We start from the raw sequence: 15,754 nt of genomic DNA on the forward strand, positions 1-15,754 counted from the left end.
GGGCTCGACGCCGCAGGCATCGTGCGCAGCGTCGAGCAGGCGCTGGGCACGCCGGACGCCGTGCGCCGCGCCTGAGCGCGGGCGGCTGAAATCATGAAGAGCCGGGCGGACCAGCTTCTCGTCGAGCGCGGCTTCTTCGAGAGCCGCGCACGGGCACAGGCGGCGATTGCTGCGGGCCTCGTCTCGGCGGGCGGCGTCACCGTGCGAAAAGCCTCGGACATGATCGCGCGCGATGCCGAGATCCTGGCCGAGGCACCGCATCCCTATGTTTCGCGTGGCGGCCTCAAGCTGGCGGCCGCGCTCGATGCCTTCGGCTTCGATCCGGCCGGGCTGACCTGTGTCGATGTCGGCGCCTCCACCGGTGGCTTCACCGACGTCCTGCTCCGGCGGGGCGCGAGCCACGTGTTCGCCGTCGATGTCGGGCGGGACCAGCTTCATCCCAGCCTAAGGAACCTTGCGCGCGTCACCAGCCTCGAGGCGCGCGATATCCGGGCACTGGCTGCGGAAGAATTTGCGCCGGCTCCGGCGCTCGCCGTGATCGATGTCAGCTTCATCTCGCTGAGGCTCGTCCTGCCGACCGTTGCCGGCCTGCTGACGCCCGAGGCCCGGATCGCGGCGCTGATCAAGCCGCAATTTGAAGCCGGACGAGCGGCGCTCAAGAAGGGCGTGGTGCGCGATGAAGCCGTGCACGCCCAAGTCTGCGCGGAGATTTCGACGCTGTTCGCGGAACTGGGCTTCGCGGTCAGCGGTCCGATCCCCTCACCGATCGAGGGCGGCGACGGCAATCGCGAGTTTCTGATCGGGGGCTACCGGCCAGGTTAGATCAAACCGCAATCCACTTTTCGGGCCGATGCTTAGGACGCTAACTCAGTTCGCGAACAGGGCGTCGATATTGCTCTGCAGTGAGCGGACATCGAAGTCGTCGGTGTCGATCTGGCCGTTGACGTTGATGAAGAGCGTGGTGTGACCGATCAGACTGCGCAACGCTCCAGCTGCGACCTCGACGACTGCCGCGACATCCTCGCCTTCATCCAGATCCCCGAGCAGCGCGGTCGCCGCAGCGATCAACTGGCTCATGGTGCGGCAGAGTTCTTCGAAAGCCTCGATCTGACGAGCGTCGAGCTGGTCGTAGGCAGCAAGCGCCTCAGGTGCGCAGCGCAGCCGCGAGGTCTGGAAATGCTCGCGATAGCCAACGGCCCGCCAGCTTCGGAGTTCCTCGATGATGCCGCGATCCACCGGCACCATTTCGATCAGCATCAGCGCTTCGCCATAGCGATTGAGATAGTCGGTCGAGAGCGGGGGCTTCCCGGTCGGACCCAGCCGTTCATCCGCGTCAACGGCCAGCGCTCTCATCGCGGGGGCGGTCATCCTCAGGCCTCTGAATTGGCGGGACTATGCTCGACCAAACCCGAATAAAGTGTTGATCCGAGCGGTAAGGCTTGGCACATCCAGCGCGACATGTGTGGTCGCTACGCCATTACCCTTCCGCCTCAGGCGATGCGCGAACACTTCGCCTATCCCGAGCAGCCCAATTTTCCGCCGCGCTACAACATCGCGCCGACGCAGCCCGTGCCTGTCATCCGCAATCATGAAGGCGGACGACAGTTCCTGCTGATGCGCTGGGGCTTCATTCCCGGCTGGGTCAAGGACACCAGGGACTTTCCGCTGGTGATCAATATCCGCAGCGAGAGTGCACGCGAGAAGCCATCCTTTCGCGCTGCTTTCAGCCGCAGGCGCTGCCTGATGCCGGTCGACGGCTTCTATGAATGGCATCGGCTCGACAAGGAGAGCCGCCCCTATCTGTTCCGAAAGCCGGATCACGGCCTCTTTGCCTTCGCCGCCCTGTKGGAGACCTGGCATTCGCAGGACGGCTCCGAGATCGACACGGTTGCGATGGTCACGGGTCCGGCCAACGGCCTGATGTCAGCCTTCCACCACCGCTGCCCCGTCATCCTCGCACCTGCGGATCACGCAGCCTGGCTCGATGCCAGCGCGCGCGACGACGATGTCGCAACGCTGCTGAAGCCTCCGGCGGAGGATTTGCTGGAAGCGGTCCGGATCGGGACCGCGGTGAACCGGGTCAGCAATGACGGGCCTGAAGTCCAGGCCCCCTATGACGCGGCAACGGAAAACCGGGCACCGCCCGCAAAGCCGCGCCGGCCGGTGGAGCCACCGGCGCAGGGGAGCCTGTTCTGAGCAGCGTGCCCGTCTGCAGCCAAGCCTGACGGGCTGTCGTCCTACAGCACGGCGCCGGGGTTCAGGATGCCCTGCGGGTCGAGCGTCGCCTTCAATGTCTTCATCAGCGCGAGTTCGACCGGATCCTTCACGCTCGGGAGCAAGTAGCGCTTGAGCCGGCCAATGCCGTGCTCGGCCGAGATCGAGCCATGCATCTCGGTGACGATGGCATGGACGGCGCGATTGATCTCATTCCAGCGCGCCAGGAAGGCCTCCTTGTCGGCCCCGACCGGCTGGCTGACATTGAAATGGATATTGCCGTCGCCAAGATGACCGAAGGGCACCGCGCGGCAGCCGGGGATCATCGCCTCGACCGTCGCAATGGCGCGAGCCAGGAAATCCGGCGTTGCGTGCAACGGCACGGAAATGTCGTGCTTGATCGAGCCGCCCTCGAAACGCTGCACCTCCGACAGCATCTCGCGCAGCTTCCAGAAATCCTTGCGCTGTTCCAGCGAGCCGGCCAGCGCGGCATCGGTGATCAGGCCGTTTTCCAGTGCCTCGCCCAGGAAGGATTCGACAGCCTCATTGAGACCGACCGCGCTTTGAGCCGAAACCTCCATCAGCACGTACCAGGGCGACGGCTCCGAAAGCGGGTCACGGGTGCCGGCCGCATGGCGCAGCACGAATTCAAGCCCGATGCGCGGCATGAGTTCGAAGGTCGTCAATGTGCCGCCCGCACCGGCCTTGGCGGCGTTGAGCAAGGCCAGCGCCTCCGCCGGCCCCGGCAGCGCAAGGAAGGCCGTGGCGCGCGCCGCGGGAAGCGGGAAGAGCTTGAGCACCGCAGCGGTGATGACGCCGAGCGTTCCTTCGGCTCCGATGAAGAGGTTCTTCAGGTCGTAGCCGGTATTGTCCTTGCGGAGTTGCCTGAGCCCGTTCCAGATGCGGCCGTCAGCCAGCACAACCTCGAGCCCCATGCAGAGCTCACGAGCATTGCCATAAGCGATCACGGCGGTGCCACCGGCATTGGTCGAGAGATTGCCGCCAATGGTGCAAGTGCCCTCCGAGGCGAGCGAGAGCGGGAAGAGCCGTCCGGCCGCTTCAGCCGCCTCCTGCGCACGCTGGAGCGTAACCCCGGCCTCGACGATCATGGTGTCGCCTTCGGCATCGACGGCACGAACCTTGTCGAGCCRCTGCAGCGAGAGAATGATCTCACGCCCGTCGGCAACCGGGATCTGCCCCCCGACAAGCCCGGTATTCCCGCCCTGCGGCACCAGCGTCGTCCCGGTCTCGGCTGCAAGCCTGACGATCGCCGCGACCTCCTCGGTCGAGCCCGGCCGCACGACTGCCGTCGCCTGGCCGCGAAACAGATCCCGCCATTCCTTGAGATAGGGCAGCATCGCATCAGGCTCGGCGATGATGTTGCGCGCGCCGACGATGCCGGCCATCCGGTCCAGAACTTGAGCGCTCATAGGGTCTCCGGGGTCACTTCTTGCCTGAGCGCCGAAACCGGGCGACCAGCTCTATGTGAGCGGAATACCGGAACTGGTCGACCGGCGTGACACCGTCCAGCGCATATCCGCCCGCGACCAGAAGCGCCGCGTCGCGTGCGAAGCTCCCGGCATCGCAGGAGACATAGACGACGGTCGCGACCTTGGACGCGGCCAGCCGCTTCACCTGCGCCTCCGCGCCTGCGCGAGGCGGATCGAGCACCACCGCATCGAAGCCGTTCAGCTCGGACTCAAGCAGAGGCCGGCGAAAGAGATCGCGTTGCTCGCCCGTGACGGCCTTCAGCCCTTGCGTTGCGCTCGCGGCCCTGAGCAAAGCCTGCACGGCTGCCTTGTCGCTCTCCAGCGCATGAACCTGCGCCTTCTCCGCCAGCCGGAAGGTGAAAGGTCCGCATCCCGCGAAAAGATCCGCCACGCGCTTCACCTTCGGCAGCGCATCGACGACGAGCGCAGCGAGACGCTCCTCGCCTTCCGCCGTCGCCTGGAGAAAACCGCCGGGGCCGGGCGCAACATAGGCTCGCCCCATGGCCTGCAAAGGCGGGCGGCGCTCGACGATGACATCGCCATGCATGGCGAGCCGGGCGAGATCGAGCCGTTCGGCCACCTCAGTCAGGGTGAGGCGCAGCTTGCCTCCGGCAGGGCCGTGGCCGCGAATATCGACATCGAGCCCGGCCTCGGAGGTCGTAACCTGAAGGTCAAGCGGCTTGTTCGAGCCCCCCAGCCGGTTGGCGAGCAGCTGCGCGACGGCAGGAGCGCGCGCAAGGCCGGGAGCCAGAACCGGACAGGCCTCGACGGCAATGAGGTCATGACTGCGGGCCATCATGAAGCCGACCATCATGMCCGCGCCTTCGCGCCGGGCGTGGAAGGTCACACGGCGCCGACCCACTCCATGCGCATCGACCACCGCCGCTACCGGCGCATCGATCCCGACACGGGCGAGCGCGGTCACGATCTGCTGCCGCTTCCAGTCCTGATAGAGTGCCGGAGGCATATGCTGCGCCGCGCAGCCGCCGCAGCGGGTAAAGAGCGGGCAGATCGCCGCCACCCGCGATTCAGCGGGCGCCAGGATCTCGACGAGTTGCGCGCGGTCGCCATCGCGAACGACCCGCACCGTCTCCCCGGGCAGGGTATAGGGCACGAAGACCGCCCCTTGGGACGTCTCGGCAATGCCGTCGCCGCGCTGGCCGAGATGCGCGATCGTGAGGGTTTCGTTCATGGCGAGAATGGACATGCGGATTTACGTTTGTGACCTTCGGTTTAGGTTCGCCTATCAGGTTGAACCGAAAGAGGGAAATTCGGTCGCCCAATCCACGCAATTCGAAAAATTCTTCCCGTGAAACGAGAAGAAAATTCTCTATCTTGACGTGCAGCGCCGCTCCGGCCCGACCGGAGACGCGTCTCGGCCCGAGGAGCGATTTCCATCATGACGATCCGCAACGGTGTCATCGAAGCCATCGGCAATACGCCCCTGATCAAGCTCAAGCGTGCCTCGGAGATGACCGGTTGCACGATCCTGGGGAAGGCCGAGTTCATGAACCCGGGGCAATCCGTCAAGGACCGCGCCGCCCTCGCGATCATACGCGATGCCGAGGCGCGCGGCCTCCTGAAACCCGGCGGCGTGATCGTCGAAGGCACGGCCGGCAATACCGGCATCGGGCTTGCCCTCGTCGGCAATGCACTTGGGTATCGCTCGGTGATCGTGATCCCCGAGACGCAGTCGCAGGAAAAGAAGGACATGCTGCGGCTTGCCGGCGCGACGCTGGTCGAGGTGCCTGCGGTCGGCTACGCCAATCCCAATAATTACGTGAAGGTCTCGGGCCGTCTCGCCGAGGAACTGGCGAAGAGTGAGCCGAACGGCGCGATCTGGGCCAACCAGTTCGACAACATCGCCAATCGGCAGGGGCATATCGAGACGACCGGGCCGGAGATCTGGCGACAGACCGACGGTAAGGTCGACGGCTTCATCTGCGCGGTCGGCACCGGCGGCACGCTTGCCGGCGCCGCGATCGCGCTGAAGGGTTTCAACCCAAAGATCCGCATCGGCCTTGCCGATCCGATGGGGGCGGCCCTGCATTCCTGGTTCACGACCGGCGAATTGAAGGCGGAAGGCTCCTCGATCACAGAGGGCATCGGTCAGGGCCGGATCACCCGGAATATCGAGGGCGCTCCGATCGACGTCTCCTTCCAGATCCCTGACGAGGAGGCGATCCCGCTCGTCTTCGAACTGCTGGAGCATGAAGGGCTTTGCCTCGGCGGTTCTTCCGGCATCAATGTCGCCGGCGCGATCAGGCTGGCAAAGGAGATGGGTCCGGGCCACACCATCGTGACCATCCTCGCCGATTACGGCACACGCTATCAGTCAAAGCTGTTCAATCCGGAATTCCTGCGCTCGAAGGGCCTGCCCGTTCCTGGCTGGCTGACGCGCGGCAGCGAGGGCCTGAAGGACGTGATGGCCCGCGTGCTGGCGTGACACCGTGCTGCTGAACCGCAGGACATTGGATGGCATCGCAGCCGGGCGCGTCACGCTTGTGTTCCGCCGCTGGCGCCGGCCCAGCGTCAGGGCGGGCGGCACGCTCCTGACGAGCATCGGCCTGCTGGCGATCGAGGATGTCGATCCGGTCGCGGAGATCAGCGAGGACGACGCGCGTGCCGGAGGACATGTCATGCGTGAAAGCCTGCTTGCAGAGCTTTCGAGCCGCGAGGGCCAGCTCTACCGGATCCGCCTGCGGCTTGCCGGGCCAGATCCACGCATCGCCTTGCGGGCGGAGGCCGAGCTTGGCGAGCCGGAGATGCACGACATCGAAACGCGCCTCATGCGCCTCGACGCGCGCCGGGCCTGGACGCTGGCGACGCTCGCACTGATCGCGGCTCATCCGGCACGGCGCGCACCAGAGCTTGCGGCACTGCTTGGCAGAGAAACCCTTCCGTTCAAGCAGGATGTGCGCAAACTCAAGGCGCTCGGGCTGACGGAAAGCCTGACGAGCGGCTATCGCCTGTCGCCGCGCGGAGAGGCGCTGCTCCAGCGCCTCTCGCCCCGATGACGGAGCAGCRATCTACTGGATCGGCTTGACGCTGCTCATGATCGTGTCGATCGCCTTGCCATGCTTCGTGCGCTCCTCATCGGAGCCCMAGAGCGTCAGCATGATCATGCGGTTCTTGCCGGCCGACATCATGATGAACTCGACTGTCGTCGGCCCGTTGTCGTCGCTGGTTTCGAACTGGAGGATGGTCGCAGGAATGCCATTCAGAGGCGCCTCGGCCTTCTTCGGCGGCACCTTCTTGATGTTGTTCTCCTTCATCCACTTCTCGTTATTGTCCAGCATCGCTTCGACATCGCGGGCGCTGGCATATTCGACGGAGAAGAAGACGTCCTTGCCGGGAGACTGGGCGGAGTAGCCATAGGCKATCTCCTCGGTGGCCCAATTGTCCGGCACGGTGATGGTGACGGCAGGATCCTTGTCGGGAACCGCGAAATTGCGCGCATGGGCCGATGTCGCGAGCACGCCCAGAAGGGCGACCGCCGCCAGAATTCGCTTCATGTGATGTTGGTCCAAGGAAGCTTCCGGCACAGCGCCTGGAAAGCCCCTGACCTTTGGCCATTATCGCGGGCCGGGCAATCTTCAATCCAGGCGTCAGAGCCACTTTTTCCAGCGGAATAAGACATAGGGCACCACGGCCGCGACGATCATCATGCCGACCGCGATCGGGTATCCGAACTGCCAATCCAATTCCGGCATCGTCTTGAAGTTCATGCCGTAGACCGAGGCGATCAGCGTCGGCGGCATCAGGGCGACKGCGACGACCGAGAACAGCTTGATGATCTTGTTCTGCTCGATGCTGACCAGACCCAGCGTGGCATCGAGCATAAATTGCAGCTTGCTCGAGAGGAAGGTCGCGTGCTCCTCGATGGCCTGGACGTCGCGAATCGAGGTCCGCCATTCCGGTGCGAAGCCGCTCGCGGCCTTCTTCGGCCGCTTGTAATTGGCCGACAGGAAGAGCAGCACGCGCTCGATTGCCACCATGCTCTCGCGCACATTCGAGATGATGTGCTCGTACTGGCCGATTTTCTGGATCACGCCCTGATAGGCGCTGCCCTGCTCGACCTCGGCCGCCTTGCCGTCGAAGATCCGGCGCGAGGCACCGTCGATCTTGTCGCCGACACCGCGCAGCACCTCGGCGGCTCGGTCGACGATGGCCTCKATCAACCCTTCCATGATGGCTTCTGGCTGCATGCCGCAGCCGCCCGGCTTGGCGACCCGGTTGAGAAAGATGCCGAAGGCACCGGGCTCGTCATAGCGCACGGTCACCAGCGCCTTCTCGGTCAGGATGAAGGTGACGTCCGCCAGCTTGGGGACATTGCTGTCCGACTGGCAGATTACCCGCGCCGTCATGTAATGGGCGCCGTTCTCGGTATAGATGATCTCGGACGGCTCGAGGTCATGCATCTCCTCGCGCGTCGGGATCGAGATGCCGAGATGGGCCTCGACCCGCTTGTCGTCCGTGGAGGTCGGATTGAGGAGATCGATCCAGACGGCTCCMACCGGGATCGGCTCATCCTCCGAGAGCGGGCGATGGGCCAACCGGTCGCCATGGTCGGGGCAGATGCTGTGGATCAGGAGCATAGGGGAGCGACTCGTCGGCAGYCGACAGGCCGCTTTGCTGCAGGGCAGGAACTCCAAGCCACCAACGATGTCAAACCGATGACGCGCCTCGCGGCGCGCTTCACACCCCGCCCTTCACACCGGCTGGCGGCTTGCTGTCGGCGGGCACGAAGAAGTCCGGCATCAGCGGCACTGACGGATCGACGCGGTAGGCCGAAAAGTCGGTGACGCCTTCGCCGGCCATGAAGCTGTCGTCGATCAGGAAATTGCCGGAAAACTGCCGCGACGACTTCAGGAAGATCATATGCGCCGCATCGGCCAGGATCTCGGGCGTGCGGCTCGCCTGCACCATCTTGTCGCCGCCGAGCAGATTCTGGACGGCCGCTGTCGCGATGGTGGTGCGGGGCCAGAGKGCGTTGACCGCGATGCCCTTCGGGGCGAGTTCGCCGGCCAGGCCCAGCACGCACAGGCTCATGCCGTATTTCGCGATGGAATAGGCGAGATGCGGCGCGAACCAGTGCGTCTTCATGTCGAGCGGCGGCGAGAGCATCAGGATATGCGGGTTCTCCGCCTTCTCCAGATGCGGGATCGCATATTTCGAGACCATGAAGGTGCCGCGCGTGTTGATCTGGTGCATCAGATCGAAGCGCTTCATGTCGGTCATCTGCGTGTTGGTCAGATTGATCGCGCTCGCATTGTTCACGACGATGTCGATGCCGCCGAAGGTGGCTGCCGTCTTGGCAATGGCGTCCGCGACCGCAGCCTCATCGCGCACATCGACCATCAGCGGCAGGCATTTTCCGCCGGCGGCCTCGATTTCGGCGGCGGCGGTATGGATCGTGCCCGGCAGCTTCGGATGCGGCTCGGCCGTCTTCGCGGCAATGGTGACATTGGCGCCGTCGCGGGCCGCCTTGAGCGCGATCGCGAGCCCGATGCCGCGCGAGCCGCCGGTGATGAAGAGCGTCTTGTTCTTGAGCGACATGGTCTCTCTCCCTCTCAATCTGGAATGGTGAAACGGTCCGGCTGAGTGCCGTCCTTATCGGTGAAGCCATAGGCTCGCGCGAGATCGGCAACATGCAGCACGGTCCCGGCGTGCCGGTTGACATCGGGATCAGCGGCGAGCGCGGCGACGGCCCTGCCGGCATAGAGTGGCGTCTCCGTCGTCTCGGCCGCCATGCCGRCATCCTGCACGCGCTCGGTCAGGACATGGCCGGGCGAGAGGCCGAGCGCGGTGACACCGTAAGGCCTGAGTTCCTGCGCCATGGCGAAGGTCAGCCGGTTCATCGCAGCCTTGGCGAGATCGTAGACGACATCGCCGAGATAGCCCGCACCGGTATCGAAACCCACGGTGACGATCAGCCCCTTGCGCATCTGGACCATGGCCGGCGCAACGGCCTTCGCCAGCAGGAGCTGCGCATAGACGCCACTCTCGAAGCCCTGGCCCAACCGTGCAGCCGGGCGGCGCCAGAACGGCGTGCCAAAGGCCGATCCGTCGGGGTACCTGTCGCCGTCATAGCCCTCATTGCCGCCCCAGACCGCATCGACGACGCAATCGAGCCGGCCGAAGCGTCGCAGAGCCCAGGAGACAAGCTGATCGACCTCGCGCTCCTGCGTATGGTCGCAGCGATAGGGATGCCCTTTGCCGCCGGCCGCCTCGACCTCGCGCGCCGTGTCCTCAAAAGTCTCCGGCCGCTGGTCCGTGCGGGGGCCGGCCTCGCTGGAGCGGCCGGTAACGATGACGGTTGCCCCTGCTTCGCCCAGGGCCCGCGCGATGCCGCGCCCCAGGCCGCGCGAGGCTCCCGCAACGAGGCAGATGCGGCTAGCGAGCGGCGCTGCCGCAAGGTCGGCGCTGGTCACCACCGGAGCGACAATTCCGGTAGCGCAGGCATCGGCAATCCTCTAGACGGACCGTCCCCCGAATCAGGAGAGCCGGAATGGACAGCGCAGACGTCGCCGCCTGCTGGGAGGCCAATGCCGAAACCTGGACGCGCCATGCGCGCGCCGGCTACGACCTTTATCGGGATGCCCAGAACACGCCGGCCTTCATGGCGAACCTGCCCTCTGTCGCCGGGCTCGAGGGGCTCGACATCGGCTGCGGCGAAGGCGCCAATACGCGCCGCATTGCGCAGGCCGGCGCGCGGATGACCGGCATCGATATCGCGCCGACCTTCATTCGGCATGCACGGGAGGCGGAAGCGGTCGCTCCGCTCGGCATCGCCTACCAGGTCGCCGACGGCATGGATCTGCCCTTCGCCGACGGGAGTTTCGATTTCGCGACCGCCTTCATGTCCCTGATGGATATGCCGCGGCAGGATCGCGTCCTGGCCGAAGCCGAACGCGTCCTGCGACCCGGCGGCTTCCTGCAATTCTCGATCCTGCACCCTTGCTTCGCCACGCCGTTCCGGCGGGTTCTGCGCGACGAGAACAAGACCGTATTCGGGATCGAGGTGCGCGAGTATTTCCGCGCCACCGATGGCGAGATCGAGACCTGGCGCTTCGGCGCTGCGCCCGAGCATGAGAAGGCCAAGGTCGAGCCGTTCAAGGTGCCGCGCTTCCACCGCACACTGAGCGAGTGGGTCAACCTCCTCATCACGACKGGCTTCACCATCGAGCATATGCACGAGCCGACGGTCGATGCCGAAACGGCGGCGCGCGAGCCCTATCTCGCGGATACCCGCGTCGCGCCGCTGTTCCTGCACATGCGCGTGCGCAAGGCCGGCTGAGGCGCACGGCGCCCCGTTCACGCGGCGAAGACCATGTCGGCCTCGGTCACGGCGCCAGCGCCTTCCGTCACGGCGAGTTCCAGCCCCGGGGCCTCGATGGCGCCATGCTCGGCAAAGAAGCGGGCAGTCGCCACGGCTGCGGCGCCGCCTTCCTCAGTGCGCATGGCGAGCGCCTTCTTCGCCAGCCCGGTTCCACCCTGCGCCAGCGCGAAGAGCTTGAGATAGGGCGTCGCACCGGCGAGCACCTCGGCAGGTTTCGCCCCCATGGTCGCGAGCATCCACTCGGTTGCACGCTCCAGCGCGTCGACCGCGCTCTTCAGCCGATCGGCGGTGCGGCCGAAGCCGGGCGTGTTGGCCGCCGCAACCTCGTCCGCCACGCCCCGCATCTCGGCGATCAACGCCCTGACGGCATCGCCGCCGGACAGCGGCAGCTTGCGCTGCACGAGATCGATGGCCTGGATGCCGTTGGTCCCCTCGTAGATCGTGGCGATGCGGGCATCGCGCAGATGCTGGGCCGCGCCGGTCTCCTCGACATAGCCCATGCCGCCATGGACCTGGATGCCTGTCGAGGCGACTTCGACGCCGATATCCGTCGCATAGGCCTTCGCCACCGGCGTCAGAATCGCGGTGCGTTCGGCGGCCTGCTTGCGCTTGCCGATATCGGTCTCGCGATGCGAACGATCKAGCGCTTCCGCGACCATGTAGGCAATCGCACGCGCCGCCTGCGTCTTGGCCCGCATCTCCATCAGCATACGGCGAATGTCGGGATGCACGATGATCGGGCTCATCGGCGCGCCTTTCGGCGCATCGAGTGCCGCGCCCTGCTTGCGTTCATGCGCGAAGGCGAGCGCCTGCTGATAGGCCCGCTCGGCGATGGCGACGCCTTGGAGCGCCACGTTCAGCCGGGCGTTATTCATCATCGTGAACATGCAGGCGAGGCCACGGTTCTCCTCGCCGATCAGCCAACCGATCGCTCCGCCATTGTCGCCATAGGCCATCGAGCAGGTCGGTGAGGCATGGATGCCGAGCTTGTGCTCGATCCCGGAGCAGCGCAGGTCGTTATGGCCGCCGAGCGTTCCATCTGCGTTGACGAGGTATTTCGGCACGAGGAAGAGCGAGATGCCGCGTGTGCCGGGAGGCGCATCGGGCAGTCGGGCAAGGACGAGATGCACGATATTCTCGGTCATGTCGTGCTCGCCATAGGTGATGAAGATCTTCTGGCCGGTGATGCGATAGGTGCCGTCCCCGGCGCGCTCGGCCTTCGAGCGCAGCGCGTTGAGGTCGGAGCCGGCCTGCGGTTCGGTGAGGTTCATCGTACCCATCCACTCGCCGGAGACGAGCTTGGCGAGATAGGTCTCCTTCAGTTCCGCCGAGCCATGGGTATGCAGTGCCTCGATCGCACCGACGGTGAGCAGCGGACCAAGCGCGAAGGCGAAGGCGGCGGAGTTCCACATCTCGGTGCAGGCCGACTGCACCAGCGCCGGCAGGCCCTGCCCGCCATAGGCTTCCGGAGCCGGCAGTGCGTTCCAGCCAGCCTCGGCCCAGGCCTTGTAGGCCTCCTTCCAGCCGGGCGGCGTGGACACCGCGCCATCCCTCAGCGTCGAACCGACCTTGTCGCCGACCATATTGAGCGGCGCGATCACATCGCCCGCAAATTTCGCCGCCTCGCCGAGGATCGCTTCGGTCATTCCGCCGTCGAGCTCGGGGGCCAGGCCATCGGCAACGAGCCGGTCCAGCCCTGCCACATGGCGCAAGGTGGCGACGATGTCCTCGACCGGGGCGCGATAGCTCATGGCCTTCTCCCTGAATGCCCTGCCCGCCTGGCAATGTGCCGGCGCAAGGTCTGCTGCCGTCGTTATGCGTTGACGGCGATGTTAGCGACGAACTATCCCCTTCGCCACGCGCCAGCCTCACGACTTTCCGCCATACGCACTGCCGCACAACACAGTTTATATATGAACCATTCCAGGTCAACGGGCTCCGGGATACGTCCGACCCGCATTCTGCAGGCCGATGCCGAAGGCATTGCCGAGGCCGCGCGCCTGCTGCGCGCCGGAGGCCTCGTCGCGCTGCCGACGGAGACCGTCTATGGATTGGCGGCCGACGCGACATCCGGCCACGCCGTCGCCGGCATCTATGCGGCAAAGGAGCGGCCGAGCTTCAATCCGCTGATCTCACATCTGCCGAGCGTCGAGGCAGCGCGGCGCGAGGGCCTGTTCGACGCCAATGCGCTGGCACTGGCAAAGGCCTTCTGGCCGGGCCCCTTGACGCTGGTGGTGCCGGCTTCGTCCGCCTGCCAGGTCAGCGAGCTGGCACGCGCCGGGCTTGCCTCCGTCGCGTTGCGCGTGCCGTCGCATCCGCTTGCCCATGCCATTCTCGAAGCAGCCGGACGCCCGATCGCCGCACCCTCCGCCAACCGGTCGGGCCGGGTCAGCGCCACCAGCGCAGAGCATGTGCTGGCCGATCTCGATGGCCGGATCGATGCCGTGGTCGATGCCGGGCCGGCCGAGGTCGGTGTCGAGTCGACGATCATCGCCTGCCTCGATGGGGCGCCCAGGCTGCTTCGACCGGGCGGCGTCTCCCGCGCGGCGATCGAGGGCGTGATCGGCCGCCCGCTGGTGCTCGCCGGCGAGGCTGGCGCCGCACCGATTTCGCCCGGACTGCTCGCCTCGCATTACGCGCCCGCTGCCGCGGTGCGGCTGGACGCCGAAGCGCCCCGCACCGGAGAAGCCTGGCTCGGCTTCGGACCGGAGCCAGCGGGCTTCGTCGCGCCGGCGATTTCGCTCAACCTGAGCCCGCGCGGCGATCTCGCGGAAGCTGCAGCCAATCTCTTCGGCTACATGCGCCAGCTCGATGCGCAGGGCCCCAAGGCGATTGCGATCGCATCGGTGCCCGCGCACGGCCTCGGGGAAGCCATCAACGACCGGCTGAGGCGCGCTGCGGCACCGCGCTGAGCCCCGCAAACAGCGCCTTGCAATTGCGCAAGATATCGCGATGCTGCCGCCGCAACCGGAGCCTGCGTCGATGAAGTCCAATCTCGCCTGGGATGATTTCAGGCTGGTCAAGGCGATCGCCGATCACGGCGGCCTGACGGGTGCGGCTGCTGCTCTTGGGGTCAATCATTCCACCGTGTTCCGCCGGCTCGGGCAGATCGAGGAGCAGCTCGGCCTGCCCCTCTTCGAACGCCACAAGACGGGCTATGTCGCTACCTGCGCCGGCGAAGAGATGGCCGTCCTGGCGAGCCGCATGGAGGAGGATGTCACCGCCTTCGACCGGCGCCTGGCCGGGCGCGATGTCGCCCCGTCCGGCGAGGTCCGCGTCACCACGACCGATACGCTCTTCCTCAACATGCTGCTGCCGATCTTCGCGGCGTTCCGCCAGGCGCATCCGGCAATCCGGCTGGATGTCGCCATCGGCTACCAGACGCTCAACCTCTCGAAGCGCGACGCCGATGTCGCGATCCGGGCCAGCGATTCGCCCGGGGAAACCCTGGTCGGGCGCCGGCTCGCGACACTGAACTGGGCGATCTATGGCCGCAGCGAGGACGGGCTCACCTCGGAGGAAGCCGCCGATCCTGCCGTCCTCTTCGAACGGGACTGGGTCACGCTCGGCGACCAGCTCGGTTATGTAAAGGCGGCACGCCATGTCCGCGACCATGTCGCGCCGGAGCGGATCGCGCTCAAATGCTCGGCCGTACTCGGCCTCACCGAAGCCGTCGAACAGGGGATCGGCATCGGCCCCCTGCCCTGCTTCATCGCCGATCAACGCCCCAGCCTGACGCGCCTGACGGCGCCCAATCCGGATTTCTCGACGGGGCTATGGATCCTGACCCATCCCGATATCCGCAACGCGCCGCGGGTGCGCGCCTTCATGGACTTTTGCGGAAACGAACTCGCGAAGCACCGCGGCCTGATCGAGGGGACGGGCTGAGCGTCAGCCTACTTCGCCCCCGCCTTCACGCAGAGGGAAGCTATCATATTAGATTGAGCATACCTTAGGACACACGCTAAGCTTGCCCTAACTGCTTTGGGAGGGGGAGCAAATTCAAAATGGCTACGATTGACGATTTTCGCGCGAACCTAGTGTCTTTCAGCGAGCGGGTGCAACGCGTTCGCGAGCACATCAAGAATGAAGAAGCAACTAAGGTCGCACTGATACTGCCATTCATATCTGTTCTTGGCTATGATGACAGAGACCCTACCGAAGTCGCGGCAGAGCACGCGGCCGATTTCTCAGAAAAATACAGAAATCGGGTAGATTACGCTATCCTGAAAGACATGAAGCCAGTCATAGCGATCGAATGCAAAACCGCAGGAAACGGCAGAAAGGACGATCGAGGTCAACTTAAAAGCTACTTTAACGCCGCAAAATCCGTCAAACTGGGCATGCTGACAGACGGAATAATCTACGAATTCTTCGTCGATTCAGCTGAACCCAATTTAATGGACGATGATCCATTTTTGATCGTCGACTTCGATAAAGTTGCCAAAGCCCAGATTTCAGACACGGTAATTGAAGGCCTATTTGCTTTAACCAAAGGAAAGTTCGACCCTGAAACTGTCGCCGAGAACGCGAGGCGAAGCCTGACCCACAGAGCTTTCTTCGACTACCTTTCTGATCAGTTCAACGAACCATCTGTCGAATTTACTCGTTTTCTTCTCAAAGAGAACGACATCAAGCACATTCGAGCCAATGCTATTGATGGGTATAGAGCAATCAGCAAGGCAGCTTTCAACGACGTCTTTACTTC

At 65.1% G+C, this 15,754-nt stretch carries 16 protein-coding genes; 8 read left to right on the forward strand and 8 right to left on the reverse strand.

From position 1 onward, the window contains the following. Nucleotides 1-93 precede the first annotated feature (93 nt). A complete protein-coding gene (locus AC1DJT_RS22450; protein ID WP_441506533.1) occupies nucleotides 94-822 on the forward strand; it encodes a TlyA family RNA methyltransferase in 729 nt (242 codons plus the stop codon). 45 nt (nucleotides 823-867) lie between these two features. Here the strand turns inward: AC1DJT_RS22450 and AC1DJT_RS22455 are convergent, their stop codons facing one another. Next, nucleotides 868-1,368 (reverse strand): hypothetical protein, encoded by a 501-nt coding sequence (locus AC1DJT_RS22455; protein ID WP_441506532.1) that lies wholly within the window; start codon nucleotides 1,366-1,368, stop codon nucleotides 868-870. Between the two features lie 90 nt (nucleotides 1,369-1,458). Between AC1DJT_RS22455 and AC1DJT_RS22460 the strand changes: the two genes are divergently transcribed. Beyond that, complete coding sequence (locus tag AC1DJT_RS22460; protein WP_476834894.1) at nucleotides 1,459-2,196, forward strand: SOS response-associated peptidase; 738 nt, start codon at nucleotides 1,459-1,461, stop codon at nucleotides 2,194-2,196. A 41-nt stretch (nucleotides 2,197-2,237) separates the two neighbouring features. On the opposite strand, the gene AC1DJT_RS22465 is transcribed toward AC1DJT_RS22460, so the two are convergent. Further along, nucleotides 2,238-3,644 carry an FAD-binding oxidoreductase gene (locus AC1DJT_RS22465; protein WP_476834895.1) on the reverse strand — a complete coding sequence of 469 codons (1,407 nt, stop codon included), beginning with the start codon at nucleotides 3,642-3,644 and terminating at the stop codon, nucleotides 2,238-2,240. A 13-nt stretch (nucleotides 3,645-3,657) separates the two neighbouring features. Next, the gene (locus tag AC1DJT_RS22470; RefSeq protein WP_476834896.1) at nucleotides 3,658-4,911 is read right to left on the reverse strand and encodes a class I SAM-dependent RNA methyltransferase; all 1,254 of its coding nucleotides are present in this window, start codon (nucleotides 4,909-4,911) and stop codon (nucleotides 3,658-3,660) included. Between the two features lie 192 nt (nucleotides 4,912-5,103). Between AC1DJT_RS22470 and AC1DJT_RS22475 the strand changes: the two genes are divergently transcribed. Both AC1DJT_RS22475 and AC1DJT_RS22480 read left to right on the forward strand, forming a co-directional pair. After that, entirely contained in the window at nucleotides 5,104-6,150 is a 1,047-nt protein-coding gene (locus AC1DJT_RS22475; RefSeq protein ID WP_441506530.1) for a cysteine synthase A, read from the forward strand. A 4-nt stretch (nucleotides 6,151-6,154) separates the two neighbouring features. Then, nucleotides 6,155-6,721, forward strand: a complete 567-nt coding sequence (locus tag AC1DJT_RS22480; RefSeq protein WP_441506529.1) for a hypothetical protein — start codon at nucleotides 6,155-6,157, stop codon at nucleotides 6,719-6,721. Nucleotides 6,722-6,733: 12 nt separating this feature from the next. On the opposite strand, the gene AC1DJT_RS22485 is transcribed toward AC1DJT_RS22480, so the two are convergent. The 4 genes from AC1DJT_RS22485 to AC1DJT_RS22500 all read right to left on the reverse strand — a co-directional run bounded on the left by AC1DJT_RS22485 (nucleotide 6,734) and on the right by AC1DJT_RS22500 (nucleotide 10,138). Continuing rightward, nucleotides 6,734-7,219 carry a hypothetical protein gene (locus AC1DJT_RS22485; protein WP_476834897.1) on the reverse strand — a complete coding sequence of 162 codons (486 nt, stop codon included), beginning with the start codon at nucleotides 7,217-7,219 and terminating at the stop codon, nucleotides 6,734-6,736. Between the two features lie 93 nt (nucleotides 7,220-7,312). After that, nucleotides 7,313-8,302 (reverse strand): magnesium transporter CorA family protein, encoded by a 990-nt coding sequence (locus tag AC1DJT_RS22490; RefSeq protein WP_441506527.1) that lies wholly within the window; start codon nucleotides 8,300-8,302, stop codon nucleotides 7,313-7,315. Nucleotides 8,303-8,402: 100 nt separating this feature from the next. Beyond that, the gene (locus AC1DJT_RS22495) at nucleotides 8,403-9,263 is read right to left on the reverse strand and encodes an SDR family oxidoreductase (protein WP_441489015.1); all 861 of its coding nucleotides are present in this window, start codon (nucleotides 9,261-9,263) and stop codon (nucleotides 8,403-8,405) included. Nucleotides 9,264-9,277: 14 nt separating this feature from the next. Continuing rightward, nucleotides 9,278-10,138 (reverse strand): SDR family NAD(P)-dependent oxidoreductase, encoded by an 861-nt coding sequence (locus tag AC1DJT_RS22500; protein ID WP_476834898.1) that lies wholly within the window; start codon nucleotides 10,136-10,138, stop codon nucleotides 9,278-9,280. A gap of 77 nt (nucleotides 10,139-10,215) precedes the next feature. On the opposite strand from AC1DJT_RS22500, the gene AC1DJT_RS22505 reads away from it, so the two are divergent. Further along, nucleotides 10,216-11,004: a class I SAM-dependent methyltransferase gene (locus AC1DJT_RS22505; protein WP_441506525.1), complete on the forward strand. Its 789-nt coding sequence runs from the start codon at nucleotides 10,216-10,218 to the stop codon at nucleotides 11,002-11,004. Nucleotides 11,005-11,021: 17 nt separating this feature from the next. Here the strand turns inward: AC1DJT_RS22505 and AC1DJT_RS22510 are convergent, their stop codons facing one another. Then, nucleotides 11,022-12,797 carry an acyl-CoA dehydrogenase family protein gene (locus AC1DJT_RS22510; RefSeq protein WP_441506524.1) on the reverse strand — a complete coding sequence of 592 codons (1,776 nt, stop codon included), beginning with the start codon at nucleotides 12,795-12,797 and terminating at the stop codon, nucleotides 11,022-11,024. Between the two features lie 162 nt (nucleotides 12,798-12,959). Between AC1DJT_RS22510 and AC1DJT_RS22515 the strand changes: the two genes are divergently transcribed. From AC1DJT_RS22515 to AC1DJT_RS22525, 3 genes are all read left to right on the forward strand, one after another. Beyond that, complete coding sequence (locus AC1DJT_RS22515) at nucleotides 12,960-13,958, forward strand: L-threonylcarbamoyladenylate synthase (protein ID WP_441489011.1); 999 nt, start codon at nucleotides 12,960-12,962, stop codon at nucleotides 13,956-13,958. 70 nt (nucleotides 13,959-14,028) lie between these two features. Further along, the gene (locus tag AC1DJT_RS22520) at nucleotides 14,029-14,934 is read left to right on the forward strand and encodes a LysR family transcriptional regulator (RefSeq protein ID WP_441489010.1); all 906 of its coding nucleotides are present in this window, start codon (nucleotides 14,029-14,031) and stop codon (nucleotides 14,932-14,934) included. 119 nt (nucleotides 14,935-15,053) lie between these two features. After that, the coding region (locus tag AC1DJT_RS22525; protein WP_476834899.1) for a type I restriction enzyme HsdR N-terminal domain-containing protein at nucleotides 15,054-15,754 on the forward strand (701 nt) is incomplete at its 3' end.

The sequence above is a fragment of the Allobosea sp. 05T422_2 genome, from assembly GCF_056396265.1.

Bases quoted from the DNA above. Each gene is read 5' to 3' on its own strand.
- AC1DJT_RS22475 (WP_441506530.1), top strand. From the start codon at position 5,104: ATGACGATCCGCAACGGTGTCATCGAAGCCATCGGCAATACGCCCCTG.
- AC1DJT_RS22450 (WP_441506533.1), top strand. From the start codon at position 94: ATGAAGAGCCGGGCGGACCAGCTTCTCGTCGAGCGCGGCTTCTTCGAG.
- AC1DJT_RS22455 (WP_441506532.1), bottom strand. From the start codon at position 1,368: ATGACCGCCCCCGCGATGAGAGCGCTGGCCGTTGACGCGGATGAACGG.
- AC1DJT_RS22515 (WP_441489011.1), top strand. From the start codon at position 12,960: ATGAACCATTCCAGGTCAACGGGCTCCGGGATACGTCCGACCCGCATT.
- AC1DJT_RS22520 (WP_441489010.1), top strand. From the start codon at position 14,029: ATGAAGTCCAATCTCGCCTGGGATGATTTCAGGCTGGTCAAGGCGATC.